18 protein-coding genes and 1 pseudogene are annotated in these 19,242 nt (G+C 53.0%); 15 read left to right on the top strand and 4 right to left on the bottom strand.

The window, feature by feature from the left end:
• The first annotated feature begins 9 nt into the window (after positions 1-9).
• The 15 genes and pseudogenes from J8X26_RS12985 to J8X26_RS12915 all read left to right on the top strand — a co-directional run bounded on the left by J8X26_RS12985 (position 10) and on the right by J8X26_RS12915 (position 15,430).
• Positions 10-453, top strand: coding sequence for a DUF2502 domain-containing protein (locus tag J8X26_RS12985; protein ID WP_152325694.1), 444 nt, complete (start codon positions 10-12; stop codon positions 451-453).
• Between the two features lie 149 nt (positions 454-602).
• Entirely contained in the window at positions 603-1,610 is a 1,008-nt protein-coding gene (gene btuC / locus J8X26_RS12980; RefSeq protein ID WP_152325695.1) for a vitamin B12 ABC transporter permease BtuC, read from the top strand.
• A gap of 62 nt (positions 1,611-1,672) precedes the next feature.
• On the top strand, positions 1,673-2,224 hold the full coding sequence (locus J8X26_RS12975) for a glutathione peroxidase (RefSeq protein WP_208951074.1): 552 nt from the start codon (positions 1,673-1,675) through the stop codon (positions 2,222-2,224).
• Positions 2,225-2,255: 31 nt separating this feature from the next.
• On the top strand, positions 2,256-3,017 hold the full coding sequence (gene btuD / locus J8X26_RS12970) for a vitamin B12 ABC transporter ATP-binding protein BtuD (protein ID WP_208951073.1): 762 nt from the start codon (positions 2,256-2,258) through the stop codon (positions 3,015-3,017).
• 348 nt (positions 3,018-3,365) lie between these two features.
• A complete protein-coding gene (arnB, locus tag J8X26_RS12965; protein ID WP_208951072.1) occupies positions 3,366-4,508 on the top strand; it encodes a UDP-4-amino-4-deoxy-L-arabinose aminotransferase in 1,143 nt (380 codons plus the stop codon).
• Positions 4,508-5,488 carry an undecaprenyl-phosphate 4-deoxy-4-formamido-L-arabinose transferase gene (gene arnC, locus J8X26_RS12960; protein ID WP_152325699.1) on the top strand — a complete coding sequence of 327 codons (981 nt, stop codon included), beginning with the start codon at positions 4,508-4,510 and terminating at the stop codon, positions 5,486-5,488. The genes arnB and arnC overlap by 1 nt, the downstream gene beginning before the upstream one ends.
• The gene (arnA, locus tag J8X26_RS12955; RefSeq protein WP_208951071.1) at positions 5,488-7,470 is read left to right on the top strand and encodes a bifunctional UDP-4-amino-4-deoxy-L-arabinose formyltransferase/UDP-glucuronic acid oxidase ArnA; all 1,983 of its coding nucleotides are present in this window, start codon (positions 5,488-5,490) and stop codon (positions 7,468-7,470) included. Before arnC ends, arnA begins: the two co-directional genes overlap by 1 nt.
• A gap of 13 nt (positions 7,471-7,483) precedes the next feature.
• Positions 7,484-8,383, top strand: coding sequence for a 4-deoxy-4-formamido-L-arabinose-phosphoundecaprenol deformylase (arnD, locus tag J8X26_RS12950; protein ID WP_152325701.1), 900 nt, complete (start codon positions 7,484-7,486; stop codon positions 8,381-8,383).
• On the top strand, positions 8,383-10,053 hold the full coding sequence (gene arnT, locus J8X26_RS12945) for a lipid IV(A) 4-amino-4-deoxy-L-arabinosyltransferase (protein ID WP_208951070.1): 1,671 nt from the start codon (positions 8,383-8,385) through the stop codon (positions 10,051-10,053). Before arnD ends, arnT begins: the two co-directional genes overlap by 1 nt.
• Complete coding sequence (gene arnE, locus J8X26_RS12940) at positions 10,050-10,382, top strand: 4-amino-4-deoxy-L-arabinose-phosphoundecaprenol flippase subunit ArnE (protein ID WP_152325703.1); 333 nt, start codon at positions 10,050-10,052, stop codon at positions 10,380-10,382. The genes arnT and arnE overlap by 4 nt, the downstream gene beginning before the upstream one ends.
• Positions 10,379-10,768, top strand: coding sequence for a 4-amino-4-deoxy-L-arabinose-phosphoundecaprenol flippase subunit ArnF (gene arnF, locus J8X26_RS12935; RefSeq protein ID WP_165056884.1), 390 nt, complete (start codon positions 10,379-10,381; stop codon positions 10,766-10,768). The genes arnE and arnF overlap by 4 nt, the downstream gene beginning before the upstream one ends.
• Before the next feature lie 154 nt (positions 10,769-10,922).
• Complete coding sequence (locus tag J8X26_RS12930; RefSeq protein WP_208951069.1) at positions 10,923-11,402, top strand: NlpC/P60 family protein; 480 nt, start codon at positions 10,923-10,925, stop codon at positions 11,400-11,402.
• Between the two features lie 98 nt (positions 11,403-11,500).
• A pseudogene (locus J8X26_RS12925) lies at positions 11,501-12,513 on the top strand (lipoate--protein ligase A).
• Between the two features lie 534 nt (positions 12,514-13,047).
• Positions 13,048-13,833 (top strand): EAL domain-containing protein, encoded by a 786-nt coding sequence (locus tag J8X26_RS12920; RefSeq protein ID WP_244370549.1) that lies wholly within the window; start codon positions 13,048-13,050, stop codon positions 13,831-13,833.
• A 142-nt stretch (positions 13,834-13,975) separates the two neighbouring features.
• Positions 13,976-15,430 (top strand): YdiU family protein, encoded by a 1,455-nt coding sequence (locus J8X26_RS12915; RefSeq protein WP_208951068.1) that lies wholly within the window; start codon positions 13,976-13,978, stop codon positions 15,428-15,430.
• 64 nt (positions 15,431-15,494) lie between these two features.
• On the opposite strand, the gene J8X26_RS12910 is transcribed toward J8X26_RS12915, so the two are convergent.
• The 4 genes from J8X26_RS12910 to J8X26_RS12895 are packed head-to-tail and all read right to left on the bottom strand — an operon-like array spanning position 15,495 to position 19,162.
• The gene (locus J8X26_RS12910; protein ID WP_152325707.1) at positions 15,495-16,283 is read right to left on the bottom strand and encodes a heme ABC transporter ATP-binding protein; all 789 of its coding nucleotides are present in this window, start codon (positions 16,281-16,283) and stop codon (positions 15,495-15,497) included.
• Positions 16,276-17,304, bottom strand: a complete 1,029-nt coding sequence (locus tag J8X26_RS12905; RefSeq protein ID WP_165056888.1) for an iron ABC transporter permease — start codon at positions 17,302-17,304, stop codon at positions 16,276-16,278. The genes J8X26_RS12910 and J8X26_RS12905 overlap by 8 nt, the downstream gene beginning before the upstream one ends.
• Positions 17,301-18,131: a hemin ABC transporter substrate-binding protein gene (locus J8X26_RS12900; RefSeq protein WP_165056889.1), complete on the bottom strand. Its 831-nt coding sequence runs from the start codon at positions 18,129-18,131 to the stop codon at positions 17,301-17,303. Before J8X26_RS12900 ends, J8X26_RS12905 begins: the two co-directional genes overlap by 4 nt.
• Entirely contained in the window at positions 18,128-19,162 is a 1,035-nt protein-coding gene (locus J8X26_RS12895; RefSeq protein ID WP_165056890.1) for a hemin-degrading factor, read from the bottom strand. Before J8X26_RS12895 ends, J8X26_RS12900 begins: the two co-directional genes overlap by 4 nt.
• Positions 19,163-19,242 lie beyond the last annotated feature (80 nt).

Here is a 19,242-nt window from a genome sequence, read left to right as displayed (position 1 = left end):
GTGACCATCGTGAAAAAATCTCTCTTATTGCTTTGTTGTGCACTGGCATTGCCTGTGATCGCGCAGGCAAATGTTTCTATTGACGTTAATGTCCCTGGCGTAACGCTCCACCTCGGGGATCAGGATCAGCGCGGCTACTACTGGGATGGCTATGACTGGCGTCCGCCGCAGTGGTGGCACGAGCATCAGGGCCATCATTACGGTGACCGTAATGAGCATGGCATGTACTGGCATGGCGATCGCTGGGATTCCAAGCCGCCACAGCGCAGGCATTCGAATCCACCGCCAAGACCGCAGCCACATGATCAGGGCCGTCCAAACGGCGGCGATCACCATGGCAACAACAACGGTCATCCTGGCGGCAACGGCCAGCAGGGCGGTCATAACGATCAACATAATGATCAACACGGGAACGGTCAGCCGATCCCACCGGACGGTCATCAGGGGCATTAATCGCCCGGTGAACGAAAAATACTTCCTAAGCCGGTGCTCAGTCACCGGCTTTTTTCATTTCTGCTTCCCTGTTGTGGAGCTAACTGCCTAATATCGGTAGGATAGTAAAATTCCAGCCACCGGAATTCAGCCTCAGGAATCCGATATTCATGCCTATCCCGCAGACTTTTTCTGCTCTCGAACACCAACAAAAATCACGCGACCGTCTCTGGCTCTCCGGGCTGAGCGTATTGCTGCTGCTGATTGGTGTGCTCAGCCTGAGTGCGGGTGAGCGCTGGCTCTGGCCGGATCAATGGCTGAGCAGCGAGGCGCGTCTTTTCGTCTGGCAGTTGCGTCTGCCCCGGGCGATTGCGGTGATTCTGGTCGGCGCAAGCCTGGCTGTTGCCGGATCGGTTATGCAGTCGCTGTTTGAAAACCCGCTTGCAGAACCCGGTTTGCTTGGTGTTGCAAACGGCGCGGGCGTAGCGCTGGTTTTTTGTGTGATGCTCAGTCACGGATTTATGCCGGTCTGGGCCATGAGTATCGCAGCCGTCGCGGGCGCGCTGATTGTGACGGCTTTTCTTTTGTATGTTGCGCGAAAACGCCTGTTGACCAATGCGCGGATGCTGCTGGTTGGTGTTGCGATTGGGATTGTGTGCAGTGCGCTCATGACGTGGGCGATTTATTTCAGCGACAACCTCGATCTGCGCCAGCTGATGTACTGGATGATGGGCGGATTTGGCGGCGTGGACTGGAATCAGATCTGGCTGGGCGCGATGCTGCTGCCGGTTCTCCTGTGGCTTATCTTTCAGGGAAAGTCGCTCAATTTACTTTCCCTGGGTACGCAACAGGCACAGCAACTGGGGATATCCCTCCGCGCCTGGCGGTTTATTCTGGTACTTTCGGTCGGCTGGATGGTGGGCATCAGCGTGGCGCTGGCCGGAGTGATCGGTTTTATCGGGCTGGTTATTCCACATATTCTCCGGCTTTGCGGGATCACCGATCAGCGCCGTTTGCTGCCGGCCTGCGCCCTGAGCGGAGCGGCAGTGTTGCTGCTGGCCGATGTTATCGCGCGCATTGGTTTATATGCGGCGGAGCTGCCCGTCGGCGTCGTGACCGCCACGCTCGGCGCACCGGTGTTTATCTGGCTGCTGGTCAGAAACGGACAAATCCGCTGATCCTTTCTGAAGGGTCGGCTATGCTCTTCCTTTACCTAACCCACAAAACTCAGGACTAAACGATGAGTAACACTATTTTTGATATCTCCCTGAAAACTATCGACGGCGAAACAACAACGTTGGGCGCTTACAAAGGTTCGGTACTTCTGGTTGTTAACGTGGCGTCGCAGTGTGGCCTGACCAAGCAGTACGAAGGACTGGAAAGCCTTTATCAGGAATTACATCCGGAAGGTTTTGAAGTTCTCGGGTTCCCGTGCAACGAGTTTGGTGCGCAGGAACCGGGTACAGAAGATGAAATCAAAACCTTCTGTACCACGAATTTTGGCGTGAAATTCCCGATGTTCAGCAAAATTGACGTTAACGGCGAGCACCGGCATCCGCTGTATTCCGCGCTGGTCGCTGCCCGTCCGGAAGCGCTTAAACCGAAAGACAGCGCGTTTTACGAACGTCTGGCCAGCAAAGGTCGTGAACCTGTTAAGCCGGAAAATATCTTGTGGAATTTTGAAAAATTCCTGATTGGGCGCGACGGCACGGTGCTCGGGCGTTTCGCGCCGGACATGACGCCGGAAGATCCGCTGCTGACTGATGCCATTAAAGCCGCACTGGCGAATTAGTCCATTTTTGATAAAAGAGCAGGGAACGCAGATGCTGGAATGTCGTGAGGTGAGCGTTAGCGGGCGTCTTCGTGCGTTTAGCGCGCGGGTTTCGTCCGGCAGCCGGATCCACCTTATCGGCCCGAACGGGGCGGGGAAAAGTACCCTGCTGGCCCGGCTGGCGGGGATTTCCGGTTCTGACGGTGACGTTTTTATCGGCAAGGAAAACCTGACAGAAATCTCAGGACCGCGTCTGGCACGTCTGCGTGCGTGGCTCTGTCAGCAACTGACGCCTGCGTCGCTGATGCCGGTCTTTCAGTATCTGTCATTGCATCAGCCGCCGGGCGTCTCACCGGCTCTTTTAGAAAATACGATTGGCCGGTTGTGTGATGCGTTACAGCTCAGCGATAAACTTTCACGGCCTGTAACGCATCTCTCCGGTGGAGAGTGGCAGCGCGTCAGGCTGGCGGCGGTATTATTGCAGGTCTGGCCGGAAGTGAATCCCGACAGTCAGTTACTGTTTCTCGATGAACCGGCAAACAGTCTGGATGTTGCACAACAGCAGGCACTTGATCAGCTTCTGACTGAGTTTTGTGCCGCCGGACGTTCCCTTATCGTCAGTGACCATGATCTGAACCATACCTTGCATCACGCGCATCAGGTCTGGTTAATGTCGGCGGGCGAAGTGGTCGCCGCAGGTGAATGTTCGGAGGTTATGCAGGCAGAAGCACTTTCTACTGTATATAAAGTTCCCTTTCAGATACATGCTCTGGCGGGGCGTCGCTGGATAATGACAACACCGACATTAATCTGAGTTTAATGAATAGCGTTTTAATTATATATTTATTGAGTTTTCAACATTGGCGGCGTGCTTATATTGTTCATAAAAAATACAGTGGTCAGTTTTTTTCCATAAAGTTCATTTTTTTAATTGAGAAATGAATAATGTAACTTTCTGTTATTGAAAGGTTTTGTTGTTTCCTGTTTGTTTATTTCCACTCCATTTACTTTCTGTTTAACTTCACAAAACTGGAAAATCCTTAAGGTTAAATTAAGCTTAAACCGACATCATAAGAGTCATAATTTCAGGGCAGCGTTTACTTACGGTTAAATAAATGCGGTCTAAAGTCGGTATGAGTTAATTACCTTTTGGGATAGCGTAATGGAAAACTTTTTGCCTTTCTCCCGCCCGTCGATGGGTGATGAAGAGATTGAGGCTGTGGGGCAGGTTTTGCGCTCCGGTTGGATCACCACCGGGCCGCAGACACACCAGCTCGAACAGGATTTTTCTGCAGCTTTCGGTTGTAAGCACGTAATAGCGGTCAGTTCCGCGACCGGCGGTATGCACGTAACGTTGATGGCGCTGGGTATTGGCCCCGGCGATGAAGTCATTACTCCTTCCCAGACCTGGGTTTCCACCATAAACATGATTGTTCTGCTTGGTGCAGAACCGGTCATGATTGATGTGGATCCCGATACCCTGATGGTCAGTGCAGAAGCCGTTGCGGCGGCCATCACGCCGAAAACCAAAGCGATTATTCCTGTCCACTACGCGGGCGCGCCTTTGGATCTTGATCCGATTTATGCCGTGGCAAATCAGCACGGTATCCGTGTGATTGAAGATGCCGCGCACGCGGCAGGCACGCGTTACCGTGACCGCTGGATTGGCGCGCAGGGGACTGCTATTTTTTCTTTCCACGCCATCAAGAATATGACCTGCGCCGAAGGCGGTCTGATAGCGACCGATGACGACGCGCTGGCTGATAAAGTCCGCGCACTGAAATTCCACGGTCTGGCTGTTGATGCGTTTGACCGTCAGGTTCAGGGCCGCAAACCGCAGGCTGAAGTGATTGAGCCAGGTTTCAAATACAACCTTTCCGATATTCACGCCTCTATTGCTGTCGTCCAGCTTAAGCGTCTGACGGAAATCAACGCACGCCGTACCGAACTGGCGCAACGTTATCTCGATAAATTGCAGGGTTCTCCTTTCCTGCCGATGGGTATTCCGGCGTATCCTCATCTGCATGCGTGGCATTTATTCATGATCCGCGTGGATAAAGAACGCTGCGGGATCACCCGTGATGCGCTGATGGAACGCCTGAAAGAGCAGGGCATCGGAACGGGTTTGCATTTCCGTGCTGCCCATACTCAAAAATATTACCGCGAACGCTATCCTGACCTGAGCTTGCCAAACAGCGAATGGAATACCGATCGTTTATGCAGTCTGCCGCTGTTCCCGGACATGCAGGACAGCGACGTTGACCGTGTTGTCGCGGCTCTTTTTTCCCTTCTGGAGGCGCAGTAGTGGCGCAATATGAACCTATTCGTAAAGTCTCGGTAGTTATCCCGGTCTATAACGAAGAAGAAAGTCTGCCGGCGTTGCTGTCCCGGACGCAGGCCGCATGTAAACAATTAACGCAACAATACGAAATCATTCTGGTCGATGACGGGAGTGCGGATCGTTCCGCCGATATGCTCACCGTCGCTGCGGAAGAAGCGGACAGCCATATTATTGCGGTTTTGCTTAACCGCAATTACGGTCAGCACTCTGCAATCATGGCTGGTTTCAGTCATGTGACGGGGGATCTGGTAATTACGCTGGACGCTGACCTGCAAAACCCGCCGGAAGAAATTCCACGTCTCGTGGCGAAAGCAGACGAAGGTTACGACGTTGTCGGTACCGTTCGTGCAAACCGTCGTGATTCCTGGTTCCGCAAAACTGCTTCCAAGATGATCAACATGATGATCCAGCGTGCGACCGGGAAATCGATGGGCGATTACGGTTGTATGCTTCGCGCTTACCGCCGTCACATCATTGAAGCCATGTTGCACTGCCATGAGCGCAGCACGTTTATTCCTATTCTGGCGAATACCTTCGCCCGCAAAACGGTCGAAATTCCGGTTCAGCATTCCGAACGCGAATTTGGTGATTCCAAATACAGCCTGATGAAACTGATCAACCTGATGTATGACCTGATCACCTGTCTGACCACAACACCGCTGCGCATGCTCAGCGTAGTGGGCAGCGTGATTGCCATCTTCGGTTTCCTTCTGGCCGTGTTCCTGATTTTAATGCGCCTCATCAACGGCCCTGAATGGGCGGCTGAAGGTGTGTTCACGCTATTTGCATTGTTATTCATGTTTATCGGTGCGCAGTTTGTCGGTATGGGTTTACTCGGTGAATACATCGGGCGTATCTACAACGATGTTCGTGCACGTCCCCGTTATTTCGTTCAAAAAGTCGTCGGAGTTCGTTCCGAAGAAAACAGTCAGGAAGAAGAGTGATGAAAGCGATTGTATTTGCCTACCATGATATTGGTTGCGTTGGTTTACAGGCTTTGGTTGATGCAGGCTACGACGTACAGGCAGTCTTTACCCATACTGATGCCCCGAATGAAAATCAGTTTTTCTCTTCAGTTGCCCGCGTGGGTGCTGATCTCAATCTGCCAGTTTATGCACCGGAAGATGTTAACCATCCGCTGTGGGTGGACCGCATTCGTGCCTTGCAGCCTGATGTGATTTTCTCTTTCTACTACCGCAACATGCTGAGCGAGGAGATTTTATCTCTCGCGCCGCGCGGTGGCTTCAACCTGCATGGTTCTTTGTTACCACGCTATCGTGGCCGCGCTCCGGTGAACTGGGCGCTGCTCAATGGCGAAACGGAAACCGGCGTTACCCTGCACAAAATGGTGAAACGTCCTGACGCGGGCGACATCGTTGGCCAGCAGAAAGTCACGATTACCGCGGATGATACGGCGCTGAAACTGCACGCCAAGGTGCGTGAAGCGGCGAAAGAGTTGCTGACCAAACTGCTGCCGGAAATGAAAGCAGGTAAAATCAGCCTGACGCCGCAAGACGAAACGCAGGCGAGCTATTTTGGTCGTCGCACCGCGGCTGACGGTGAAATTCACTGGCACAAATCTGCGACAGAAATTAACAACCTGATCCGCGCCGTGACCGAACCTTATCCGGGGGCGTACTCTTATCTGGGTCAGCGTAAACTGACTATATGGCGTGCGCGTCCGCTGGCGACTCAGCATGACAAACAGCCGGGCACCGTGCTTTCTTCTGATCCGCTGACCATCGCCTGTGGCGAAGGTGCGCTGGAAGTGCTGGCAGGGCAGAGCGAAAACGGTCTGTATGTTCAGGGTTCCCGTCTGGCGCTTGAACTGGGCATTATGCCGGACATGCGTGTCGCCACTCTGCCAACGGCTGTGATGAAACGCCGTACCCGCGTTCTGATTCTGGGTGTGAACGGTTTTATCGGTAACCACCTGAGCGAACGTCTGCTACGTGAAGATCGTTATGAAATTTACGGTCTGGATATCAGCTCTGACGCGGTCAGCCGCTTCATGGATAATCCGCACTTCCACTTTGTTGAAGGCGATATCAGCATCCATTCCGAGTGGATCGAATATCACATTAAAAAATGTGACGTCGTGTTGCCGCTGGTGGCCATCGCAACGCCAATCGAATATACCCGCAACCCGCTGCGCGTATTCGAACTGGATTTTGAAGAAAACCTGAAGATTGTCCGCGACTGCGTGAAATACAAAAAACGCATTATCTTCCCGTCCACGTCTGAAGTTTATGGCATGTGTGATGACAAAGAGTTTGATGAAGATAACTCCCGTCTGATCGTCGGCCCGATCAACAAACAGCGCTGGATTTACTCTGTGTCCAAGCAACTGCTGGATCGCGTAATCTGGGCTTACGGCGCGAAAGAAGGGCTGAAATTCACCCTGTTCCGTCCGTTTAACTGGATGGGACCTCGACTCGATAACCTGGATGCGGCACGTATCGGCAGTTCTCGAGCCATCACTCAGCTGATCCTCAACCTGGTTGAAGGCTCACCGATTAAGCTGGTGGACGGTGGCGAGCAGAAACGCTGCTTCACTGATATCAACGACGGTATCGAAGCGCTGTTCCGCATTATCGAAAACCGCGATAACCTGTGCGACGGCCAGATCATCAACATCGGTAATCCAACCAACGAAGCAAGCATTCGTGAGCTGGCCGAAATGTTGCTGAGCAGCTTCGAAGCCCACCCGTTGCGCGCACAGTTCCCGCCTTTTGCCGGTTTCAATCTGGTCGAAAGCAGCACGTATTACGGCAAAGGCTATCAGGACGTTGAGCACCGCACGCCAAGCATCAAAAATGCGCGCCGTCTGCTGAACTGGAAACCGGAAATCGGCATGGATAAAACCGTCGCTGATACGCTGGATTTCTTCCTGCGTTCTGTCAATCCTGATGCTGACAAAGCCTGAAACGGTGTCTGTGATGAAGAAAGTGGGTCTGCGCATTGATGTAGATACCTGGAGTGGCACCCGCGAGGGTGTCCCTCAGCTTCTGCAAGTCCTTTCGAAACATAACATTACTGCCAGTTTCTTCTTCAGCGTTGGGCCGGATAACATGGGGCGTCACTTGTGGCGCCTGCTTAAACCGCGCTTTTTGTGGAAGATGCTTCGCTCCAATGCCGCCTCGCTTTACGGCTGGGATATCCTTCTGGCAGGTACCGCGTGGCCGGGAAAACTCATCGCCCGCGATCTGGGTTATCTGATGAAGGAAGCTGCCAGGCGCGGTCATGAAGTCGGTTTACACGCCTGGGATCATCAGGGCTGGCAGGCGAAAGTCGGTAAATGGTCTGAGCAGCAGCTTGAACAGCAAATTAAGCTGGGGCTGGATGCACTGGAAAAAAGCCTGGGTCACGATGTGGAATGTTCAGCCGTTGCTGGCTGGCGCGCCGATGAACGCGTGATTGAGGTCAAAGAGCGGTTCCATTTTTATTACAACAGCGACTGTCGTGGGAAATATCCTTTCCTGCCGGTGCTGGAAAACGGCACGCTGGGCACGGTGCAGATTCCGGTGACGTTACCCACTTACGATGAAGTGGCAGGTGGCGAAATCAATGCGGACAACTTCAATGATTTTATCCTCAACGCCATTATTGAGGATCAGGGTGTGCCGGTTTACACCATTCATGCAGAAGTTGAAGGTATGTCACTGGCTGCTCAGTTCGATGAGTTATTAATTCGGGCTGCCGCACAGGGGATTCAGTTCTGTGCGTTGGGCGATTTGTTGCCTCAAGATCTCAGCACGTTGCCAAAAGGCAAAGTGGTTCGTGCCAGTTTCCCAGGCCGGGAAGGCTGGTTAGGCTGTCAGCAAGAAGGTTTTTCCTGATGTCTAAATCCCTTAAAGGCGTATGGAGCACCTTAATTTTGGTGTTCTTTGCCCTGGTTTATCTTGTTCCTCTTAATTCCCGCCTGTTATGGCAGCCCGATGAAACCCGTTATGCCGAGATCAGCCGTGAAATGTTACAGCGCGGCGACTGGGTTGTGCCGCATCTTCTGGGTTTACGCTATTTTGAAAAACCGGTGGCCGGTTACTGGTTTAACAACATCAGCCAGATGATTTTTGGTGACAGCAATTTCGCTGTTCGCTTTGGTTCCGTGTTCAGCACCTTACTGAGTGCCTTGCTGGTCTTCTGGCTGGCAAACCTGATGTGGCGTAACCGCCAGACGGCGTACATTGCCACGCTGATTTACCTTTCCTTCACACTGGTATTCAGTATCGGTACGTACAGCGTGATGGATCCGATGATCACGTTGTGGATGACCGCCGCGATGGTCGCCAGCTATTTCTGCATGCGGGTTTCCGGAACACGGCAAAAAGCGCTGAGCTGGATTGCGCTGGGGCTGGCCTGCGGTATGGGCTTCATGACCAAAGGTTTTCTGGCGCTGGCGTTACCGGTGATTGCAGTTCTGCCGATTGTCTGGCGTGAGAAACGGTTCAAAACCCTGTTTGGCTGGGGCCCGCTGGCGATTGTTGCTGCGGTGGTACTCAGCCTGCCATGGGTGCTGGCCATCGCACGCGAGGCACCGGATTTCTGGCGTTACTTCTTCTGGGTTGAGCATATTCAGCGTTTTGCCGAATCCAATGCGCAACATAAAGCGCCATTCTGGTACTACGTGCCGGTCTTGTTGCTCGGGGCTTTGCCATGGCTTGGGCTGCTGCCGGGCACTTTACGCGATGGCTGGACGAAACGTGTGCTGCGTCCTGAATTATTCTTCCTGCTGAGCTGGACGATCATGCCGCTGATTTTCTTCAGCGTAGCGAAGGGTAAATTACCGACGTACATATTGCCATGTTTCGCGCCTCTGGCTTTGCTGATGGCCGATCATTTGGATCAGATCCGTCAGTCAGGAAAATTACGGGCGCTAAAAGCCAATGGCACCATTAACATCGTTTTTGGCGTGCTGATGGCGGTCGCGGTTCTGGTGATCTCCGGCATTTTACCGTTGCATGTCAAAGCCGTGTTCACCCGCGCTGAATTGCCCCGCGCGCTGATTGGTATCCTGTGCTTTGCCGTTTGGGCACTGGCCGGAGCGATGTCACTGACTGACGTGAAAAAACGCTGGTACTGGGCGGCTGCGTGTCCGTTGGTGCTGGCGCTTCTGGTCGGGCAGGCGATCCCGCAAAAAGTCATGGACTCCAAGCAACCACAAGGTTTCATCGGCGAAAATGTTGCAATGTTGCAGGACAGTCGTTTTGTCCTGTCAGACAATGTGGGGATTGCAACCGGTTTAGCCTGGGTTCTGAAGCGCGACGATATCATCATGTTTGGTGAAAAGGGTGAGCTGGAATATGGCCTGAGTTATCCTGATGCGAAGTCAAAATTTGTCGATTCCGCGGATTTCCCGGAATGGTTACAAAAAGCACGTCAGGAAGGAAATGTTTCTGTGATCCTCAGACTTGATAGAAATGCAGGTATCTCTGGCAAACTCCCACCGGCTGACCAGACGGTGCAGATTGAACGCCAGGCGCTGTTGTTCTACAAAAAACTTCCATGACCGGATTCCTTCTGGTTCTTGCCGTAAGCATCATCACCTGTGCCGGTCAGCTTTGTCAGAAGCAGGCCGCACAGGTCGCGGGTGACGGTCTTGCCCGCGTCTTACGCTGGCTGGGGCTGGCGGTATTGTTGCTCGGCATCGCGATGTTGTTATGGTTGCGCGTGTTGCAGCTTCTGCCGCTGAGCCTGGCTTACCCGATGCTCAGCCTGAATTTTGTTCTGATCACGCTCAGTGCACGCTGGTTTTTCAGGGAGTACGTTGACGGCCGCCACTGGTGTGGTGTGGCGCTGATCATGGCCGGTATCGCACTGATGAGTGTCAGCTTATGAAAGGGTATCTTTGGGGCGGGGCGAGCGTTCTGCTGGTGACGGCGGCGCAGTTGCTGATGAAATGGGGCATGGTGCAGATCCCGTGGGTTTCACTGGCTGAGCTTAATATTACTTTTATTATCAGCCATTTAAAACCGCTGGTTGCCGTGTTTCTGGGGCTGTGCGGGTATGCGTTTTCGATGGGCTGCTGGTTCTTTGCATTACGTTATTTGCCGCTGAACCGGGCGTATACCTTACTGAGTTTGAGCTATGCGCTGGTGTATATCGCGGCGGTCACATTGCCGTGGTTCAATGAAAGCATCAGCTTAACCAAAACGCTAGGGGGACTGCTGATCTTATCCGGTGTCTGGTTAATTCACAGCAAACCGGTAAAAGACGTCCATTAAAAACGGCTTTAAACGATAAAAAACATTATTAAATATTGGATGACGGATAAAATAGCGCTAAATTCTATTAGTTCTTAGATAACGGCGACTTATCCGGTCCGCGCAAATTCCCGCGTCTGACCCTGCCGTGATGCAATTCAAGAAGGAATGCACTATGCGCTGGTCATCCGTATCCATGTATTCCCTGCTGGCTGTTGCTGCGCTGATTCTTAACGGTTGTGGCAGCCACGCGCCACCGCCAAGCGGACGTTTCGCCGATTCAATTACTGTTGTCGCAGAGCTTAACGATCAGCTCAGTCAGTGGCACGGCGCGCCTTATCGCTACGGCGGATTGCAGCCCAGTGGCGTTGACTGTTCCGGCTTTGTTTTCCGCACCTATCGAGACCGGTTTGGTGTCGTTCTGCCGCGTACCACGGCCGATCAAACCAAAATCGGCACCAAGGTTTCCCGCGATGAGCTCCTTCCTGGTGATCTGGTTTTCTTTAAAACCGGTAGCGGCGAAAATGGATTACATGTCGGTATTTATGATACTGCCGACCAGTTTATTCACGCTTCGACCAGCCAGGGTGTAACGCGTTCCTCGCTCGATAATGTTTACTGGCGCAAAGTTTACTGGCAGGCACGCCGCATCTGACGCCCCGTACTAAATAAACTATCCCCTGATTCCACTGCGTATTTCATCCTGATTTTTGCTGTTATTATCTGAACAGACTTTTTCAGGATGAATATGCAATGAAACCTCTCAGACTCTTACTTTCCGACTCTTACGATCCCTGGTTCAATCTGGCCGTGGAAGATTGTATTTTTCGTGAGATGACGACGCAGCGTGTTCTTTTCTTATGGCGAAATGCCGAAACCGTGGTTATCGGTCAGGCGCAAAATCCGTGGAAAGAATGCAATACGCGCAGGATGGAAGAAGACGGCATTCGTCTGGCGCGCCGCAGCAGCGGTGGCGGGGCGGTCTTCCACGATCTGGGCAATACCTGTTTTACGTTTATGGCAGGTAAACCGGAATACGATAAAAGCGTCTCGACGGGTATTATTCTTAATGCGCTAAAAAGCATGGGCATTAATGCCAGCGCATCCGGCCGCAACGATTTGGTTGTTCAGACTGCCGAAGGTGAAAGAAAAATTTCCGGATCGGCTTACCGTGAAACGGCCGATCGCGGATTCCACCACGGCACACTGCTGCTTAATGCTGACCTGAGCCGTCTGGCAAACTACCTCAATCCGGATGTTAAAAAGCTACAGGCAAAAGGCATCACGTCTGTCCGTTCGCGGGTTGCAAACCTCAATGAATTTGTTCCGGATATTAATCACGAGCAAATCAGTCAGGCCGTGACAGCCGCATTTTTCGAATGGTATGGCACGAGCGTTGAAGCTGAAATTATTTCTCCTGACGTTTTCCCGGATATTCCCGGTTTTCCGGAACGGTTTGCCAAACAAAGCAGCTGGGAATGGAATTTCGGCAAAGCGCCGGCGTTCAGCCATTTACTCAATGAACGCTTTGTCTGGGGTGGAGTGGACATCCATTTGACGTGGAAAAAGGCGCCATCAGCCGGGCGCAGATTTTTACCGACAGCCTGAATCCTGCGCCTATGCTGGCGCTGGCCGATGCGCTGGTGGGAACGCGTTACCATGCGCAGGATGTCGCACTGACCTGTCAGGAAATCTCCGCACAATACCCGGCAATGCAGGCTGAACTTGGTGAGCTGCAAATCTGGCTGGCGCGCTGTATCCGCTGAATCCAATCACCGGAACCCGTTTCTTCCGCAAAAAAAAGGGTTCCGGTAAACAAGTCCATGTCTCTTATGTCCCTTCTTTTAACCATGATGCAGCAGACATATTTGAAATAATCTCTGGTTTATTATTACGTTAGAAAAGCAGCCGGGATGCCAAACCGCACGTTATTCTTGCTGCTGATACTTGCGCAACATTTCATAAGCCACTATAACCATTAGATAAAATATTAAGTGACATGCTTAATTGTGCGATTGCACAATTAATAATCAAAATTTTGTCAAAATATGTCTGATAGCGCTCACAGACTGTGTTGCGCGTTTGCACCACTGACGATAAGATTAGTCCGAAAGCCCCTTTCTGACCGAAAGACGCCTCAAAACGAAGGCGCAAAAGGGACATACATTCTTACATTTTTTGATCTCTCCGCCGTTTGCGAGATCAGCACTCAACCCTTGAATCCGGCTAGGTTCTTTCTTGATATCAATTTCTCTAATATTTCGGTGACGCCTCGGGGCTCCGGTATCTTTATGATCTGATTGATAGTCAAAAAAGTTATTAATCAATTCGCAGTGCCGTTGATGTTTTGGACAAAAATGAAAATACAATTCGATACGGCGTTTAACAGCAACTATCTGTGCCAGCCGGTTTACTCAATCGAAGGGAAGTTACTCGCGATAGAATTAGTGTGTCGTTTTTCCAGCGCAGACAGCAAGCTAATCATGCCAACAGAGCTTGTGCTGAATTTGCTCACTCAGACTCAGCTGCAACGTTTTCTTAATGAGCAACAAATTTGGGCTAATGAACATGCCCGTTGGTTTTGTGATAACCAGGTCATTTTAAATATCGGCGTGGAAGAAAAACAGGTGGCGTTACTGCTCGAGGATGAAACCCTCCGCGATGCTTTTAAGGCACATCCTTTTATTCATCTGAATCTGAGCGAATCTTTCCCGCAACTTTCTGAGGGCCGGAAAAACCCGCAACTGATGGCGCTCAAGCAACATTTTCCCTTATGGCTGGACAATTTTGGCTCAGGGAATGTCACGATGGCACCCGTTTTCGATCACCTTTTTCAATGGGTGAAACTGGATAAAAATCTGTTCTGGCAGCTTTTTGAGGGCGAGCATTTTGCCATTGTGATGCCGTCGCTCCTGAGAAATGTTAACCGGTTTTGTCGCAATATTGTGGTGGATGGTCTGGACAGTCAGGCCTACTTTGATGCGCTGCGTAAGACCGATGTACAGGGGATGAAAGGTTTGCTTTGGCCGGGTGTGGACCCCGCAGAGCTGGACAATCTGCTTGTCCGGCCCGGCCAATTTCATTAATCGGTAACTCCAGTTCTGGTGCCATTATCCCGGTCAGCGCCTGCTGCACCGGGATTTTTCATTTCCGCGCTCCGCAATCTCCCTGTTATTACTCCGTGTTAATCACCGCGATGCCGCCCTACACTAAGGAAAAGGGGGATTTATGCCGCAATTCGAACATCATTACGCAGACCAGTTACCCGGTTTTTATACCGCGCTTCAGCCCACGCCGCTGAAAGGCGCGCGCCTTCTGTACCACAGTGAACCGCTGGCCCGCCAGCTTGGGCTGGATGACACTCTCTTTGATGCTGAGCACCGGGAGTTCTGGTGCGGTGAAAAATTCTTCCCGGGCATGTTGCCGCTGGCACAGGTTTACAGCGGACATCAGTTTGGGCAATGGGCCGGACAACTGGGCGACGGCCGCGGGATTTTACTCGGTGAACAGGTTTTACCTTCAGGACAACGCTTTGACTGGCATCTGAAAGGCGCGGGTCTGACGCCTTATTCACGCATGGGCGATGGCCGGGCCGTGCTGCGCTCGGTGATCCGTGAGTTCCTGGCGTCCGAAGCGCTTCATCATTTATCGGTGCCGACGACCCGCGCGTTGTCGATCGTGACCAGCGACGAACCTGTTTTTCGTGAACAGCCGGAACGCGGCGCAATGCTGATGCGCGTGGCTGAAAGTCATATCCGCTTCGGCCATTTCGAGCATTTTTATTACCGTAAACAGCCCGAACAGGTGAAACAACTGGCGGATTACGTAATCGCCCATCACTGGCCTCAGTTGCCGGAAAGCGAGCCGGACGCGACGCGGCGTTACCAGCAATGGTTCTCCGATGTGGTTGAGCGAACCGCCGCGCTGATTGCGCAGTGGCAAAGTATCGGGTTTGCGCACGGCGTAATGAACACCGATAACATGTCGGTTCTCGGCCTGACCATTGATTTCGGTCCCTACGGTTTTCTGGACGACTACCAGCCGGGCTACATTTGCAATCATTCCGATCATCAGGGACGCTACAGCTACGATAACCAGCCTGCGGTGGCGTACTGGAACCTTCACCGGCTGGCTCAAACGCTGTCCGGCCTGATGAGCAACGAACAATTACAGGCAGCGCTGGATTGTTACGAACCGGCGTTAATGAAAGCCTACGGCACGCTGATGCGCGGCAAGCTGGGCTTCTTCACGGAAGATAAACGGGATAACGATTTGCTGACCGGATTGCTCAGCCTGATGGCGAAAGAAGGCAGGGATTTCACGCAGACTTTCCGACTGCTCAGCCATGTGGAACAGCAACAGGCGCAATCCCCGTTACGCGATGAATTCATTGATCGCCCGGCGTTTGACAGCTGGTATCAGGCCTATCGCGAGCGTTTGCAGACGGAGAATATCGACGATGAGACCCGTCAGCAGGCGATGAAGCAAAGTAATCCGCGGATCATTTTGCGTAATTATCTGGCGCAGCAGGCGATTGAAAAGGCGGAAAAAGACGATATCAGTGCGCTGACACAGCTACATGAGGCGCTTCTCGACCCTTACAGCGATGCTCCGCAATACGATGCGATGGCGGCATTACCGCCGGACTGGGGAAAACATTTGGAAATTTCCTGCTCCAGCTAACGCGCAGTTAAAAAATGCCACATACCCGAAACGGTGTTGTGGCATTTTTGTTTTGAGGCCGTGTTTACTGACGCAGGAAAACCTGCGGTAAAGCGGTTTCCGGATGCGCGCAGACGTTCAGATCGGCCTGATACCAGCGGCTCAGCGTTTCTTCGCTCAGCACTTCAGCCGGTGTTCCGCTGGCAACAACTTTACCGCTGTGCAGCAAAATTATCCTGTCAGCATACAGCGCCGCCAGATTGAGATCGTGCAGCACGCAGCATACCGACAATGGCGTTTTCAGGGTCAGCTCGCGCAACAGGCGCAATGCATGTTGCTGATGGTATAAATCGAGCGCCGACGTCGGTTCATCCAGAAAAAGCCAGCGCGGAGCAGGGGCAGGTTGCCAGAGCTGAATCAGCACGCGTGCAAGCTGCACCCGCTGCTGCTCGCCGCCTGACAAATGGCGATAATCGCGTTCTGCCAGCGTCATACAACCGGTCTGCTGCATCACTTCGTTCATCGCATGTTGCATATTTTGCTGGCCGTGCGGTGAGCGTCCGAGCGTCAGCACTTCACGCACGCTGAAACCGAACGCCATCGTACTGTTCTGGCGCATCACCGCGCGGGTGCGGGCAAGATCCTTCGATGTCCAGTCGGCCAGCCGTTTTCCCTGTAATGTACAATGCCCGGACTGCGGCGTCAGATAACCTGTCAGCATGCGCATCAGCGTGGATTTCCCCGCGCCGTTTGGTCCGATCAGCGCGACCATTTCGCCGCTTTTCAGGCTGAGTGATACGTCGTCAATTAAGCGACGACCTCCGGCGGAATAGGACAAATTTTCCGCAACCAGCAATGAAGTGAGATCAGACATTGCGCGGCACTCCGGGCCGTAAAATTAACCATAAGAAATACGGGCCACCCAGAAGACTGGTCAGCAGGCCCACCGGCATTTCAGCCGGTGCGACCAGCGTTCTTGCCAGCGTGTCTGCCAGTAATAACAGGCAGGCTCCGGCCATGGCTGATCCCGGTAATAACCAGCGATGATCTGCACCCAGCCGCATGCGCAGCAGGTGAGGAATGACCAGACCGATAAAGCCGATAACACCGGAAACTGCGACCGCAGCGCCCACCAGCAGCGCACTCAGCAGCAATAATTGCAACTGCGTGCGGCGAACGTTAACGCCAAGGTAATGCGCATCTTCCTCACCGAGCTGCAAAATATTCAGGCGACGCGCCATGAATAATGTCGCCACGCAGGCGGGCAGAATTAACGATGCGGCAACCGCCAGCGTTGGCCATTGCGCCTGTCCGAGGCTGCCCATGCTCCACAAAGAAAACTGGCGCAGCTGCTGGTCATCGCTGACGTAAGTCAGAACGCCAACGGCTGCGCCACACAGGGCGTTTATGGCAATGCCGGCGAGAAGTAAACGCGACAACCCGCCATGCCCGAAACGGCTCAGCGCGAAGACGATGGCCGAAATTGCCAGGCTTCCCGCAAAGGCGCTGAACATGTGACCGTAGAGTGCCAGAACCGGCGGTAGCGACAGCGGCATGACAATAGTCAGTGCCACTGCCAGCGCCGCGCCGCTGCTGATCCCAAGCAAACCCGGATCCGCCAGCGGGTTGCGAAACAAACCCTGCATCACAGCACCGGAACAGGCCAGCGCGCAGCCGACCACTACGGCCAGCAGCACGCGGGGCAGACGAACTGTCAGCCAGATTTGCCATAACCCGTCGTCAAAAGGCCGCATTAACAAGGTACGCAGTGACAACGCCATCGCCCCGGTATTGGCTGCCAGAATAGCCAGTACCAGCAGAGCACCACCGAGGCCGATCAGCGCCCAGACAGGAGAACGGCGTCGGGACGGCATTGGGGGGCTCATGCTGCTCATTTCGCTTGTTCCGCCGCCTGACGCAGTTGTGCCATAACGACCGGCGTTTGCAGGCCAAAGCCCAGCAGCGACATATCATCAAGCACTAAAACGCGCTTATTTTTGCCTGCCGGCGTCATGGCAACCCCCGGTAATTTCCAGACCTGATCCATGCCGCCCAGCGTTTTCACGCCGTCGGAGGTCAGCAATAAAATGTCCGGAGCGCTGGCAATGACGCCTTCCTGCGAAAGAGGGCGATAACGGCTGAACCCCTGCATAGCATTTTTCGCACCTACGGACGTGATCATCGCGTCAGCCGCCGTATTCTGGCCTGCTGCCATAGACGACATTCCGCCGTGGCTCATGACAAACAGAATTTTTACCGGCAAAGCATCGTGATGGATGGCATCAAGCTGAGAACGGTACGTGGCAATCAGCTTTGCGCCTTCCGCCTGACGGTTGAGCGCGTCTGCAATCACTTCAATCTTTTTAGGTACGGTATCGACAGAAGCCGTGCCCGGCACGCGAATGACCTTCACGCCGTTTTGTGCCAGTTGCTGTAAAACCAGTGAAGGTTCTGCCAGCTCGCTGCTCAGCACCATCGAAGGGCGCATGGACAGGATCCCTTCGGTGTTGAGCTGGCGCATATAACCGACATCCGGCAGTTTAAGTACCGCCTGCGGACGCAGGCTGGTGCTATCGCGTGCCACCATTTCATCGCCTGCCCCGAGGGCGTAGACAATTTCGGTCACATCGCCGCCGATGCTGACCAGTTTCTCTGCGGCGTGGAGCACGGGTGCAGACAAAATTGCCGCAGCGGCAATCAGCGCTTTCAGAGGTGTTTTCATGCGGCAACGCCTTCGCTGCTTAGTTGTGCCAGTTGTTCGCGCCACCGGGTCTGTTCTGCCGTGCCTTCAGTACGCTGGCCGTACAGTTGGGCAATTTGCGTGCCGTCTGCGGCAAATAATTCCAGGCTGGTGACAAAGCCGTCTTTGGTCGGTTTTCGGGTGATCCAGCTTTCTGCGATGGCGCTTTCCACCAGATGAAGGGTGAAGCGTTCGTTGAAAACGTTAATCCATTCGCCGTGTGGCATCACTTTTTCAATCTGGCCGGTGAAGATTTGCACGCAACCGCGGTTGCCAACGAAAATCATAATTTCATTCTGATCATCTTTTGCGATGTTCAGCAAACGGGTCAGTGAACCGTTTTCGACACGCCATGCCAGATCGTCGCCTACTGCTTTGAAAGCCTGCTGGCGGGTGACATCATGGCGTTTGAGAAGCTGGAAGAACTGGTGAACATCTGTCATTGCACGCCAGTCAGCATCGATGCTGCTGGTATCAGAAACGCTGGCCGGAGCCACAGGCGCGACCGGTTCAATCTGCAGCGGAGGATTGACATCAGTTTTGTACTGGGCAATCAGCGCGTCCCAGGCTGCCATGTCGGTTTCGTCGGTGTTATACACTTTATGAACCGCGTCGCCGTATGCATCAAAGAACTGAATACTGTGCCGCACGCCGCGGGCTGTGTTTTCAGACATGCTGAAAACGTGCAGCCAGTGCTGAAGGAAAAGACGTAAATCCAGCGCGCGCGGATTCAGGATTAACCCCGCATGGCCGCTGAGATGCTGGTTTTCATAGCGCCCCTGCTGTTCGTGAACAGCATAATCATTGCGGGTGATGGATTTGGTCCCGCCCACATTTTCCAGTGCGGCCAGCAATGTACGGGCATCGACATCCAGTTTCACTGCATCATGCGAAACGCGTAAAGAGGTTAACTCGGCTTCACTGATACCTAAAATTCCCGCCAGATCGCGGGCATATTTACCGGGATTGGCTTCTTTGGCCTGTAAATAGTCCTGATAGTGAACTGAATGCATTGCTGTCTCCTCGTTGTCTTAATGTCATCTGCCATCAGGCAGATAAAAAATCGCGTTGTTATGTGAATGATTTGTAAAAA

Source organism: Rahnella sp. ChDrAdgB13, from assembly GCF_017655185.1.
Lineage (GTDB): Bacteria > Pseudomonadota > Gammaproteobacteria > Enterobacterales > Enterobacteriaceae > Rahnella > Rahnella contaminans.
The sequence above is the reverse complement of the archived record's forward strand: the minus strand, read 5'-3'. Positions and strand labels throughout refer to the sequence as shown.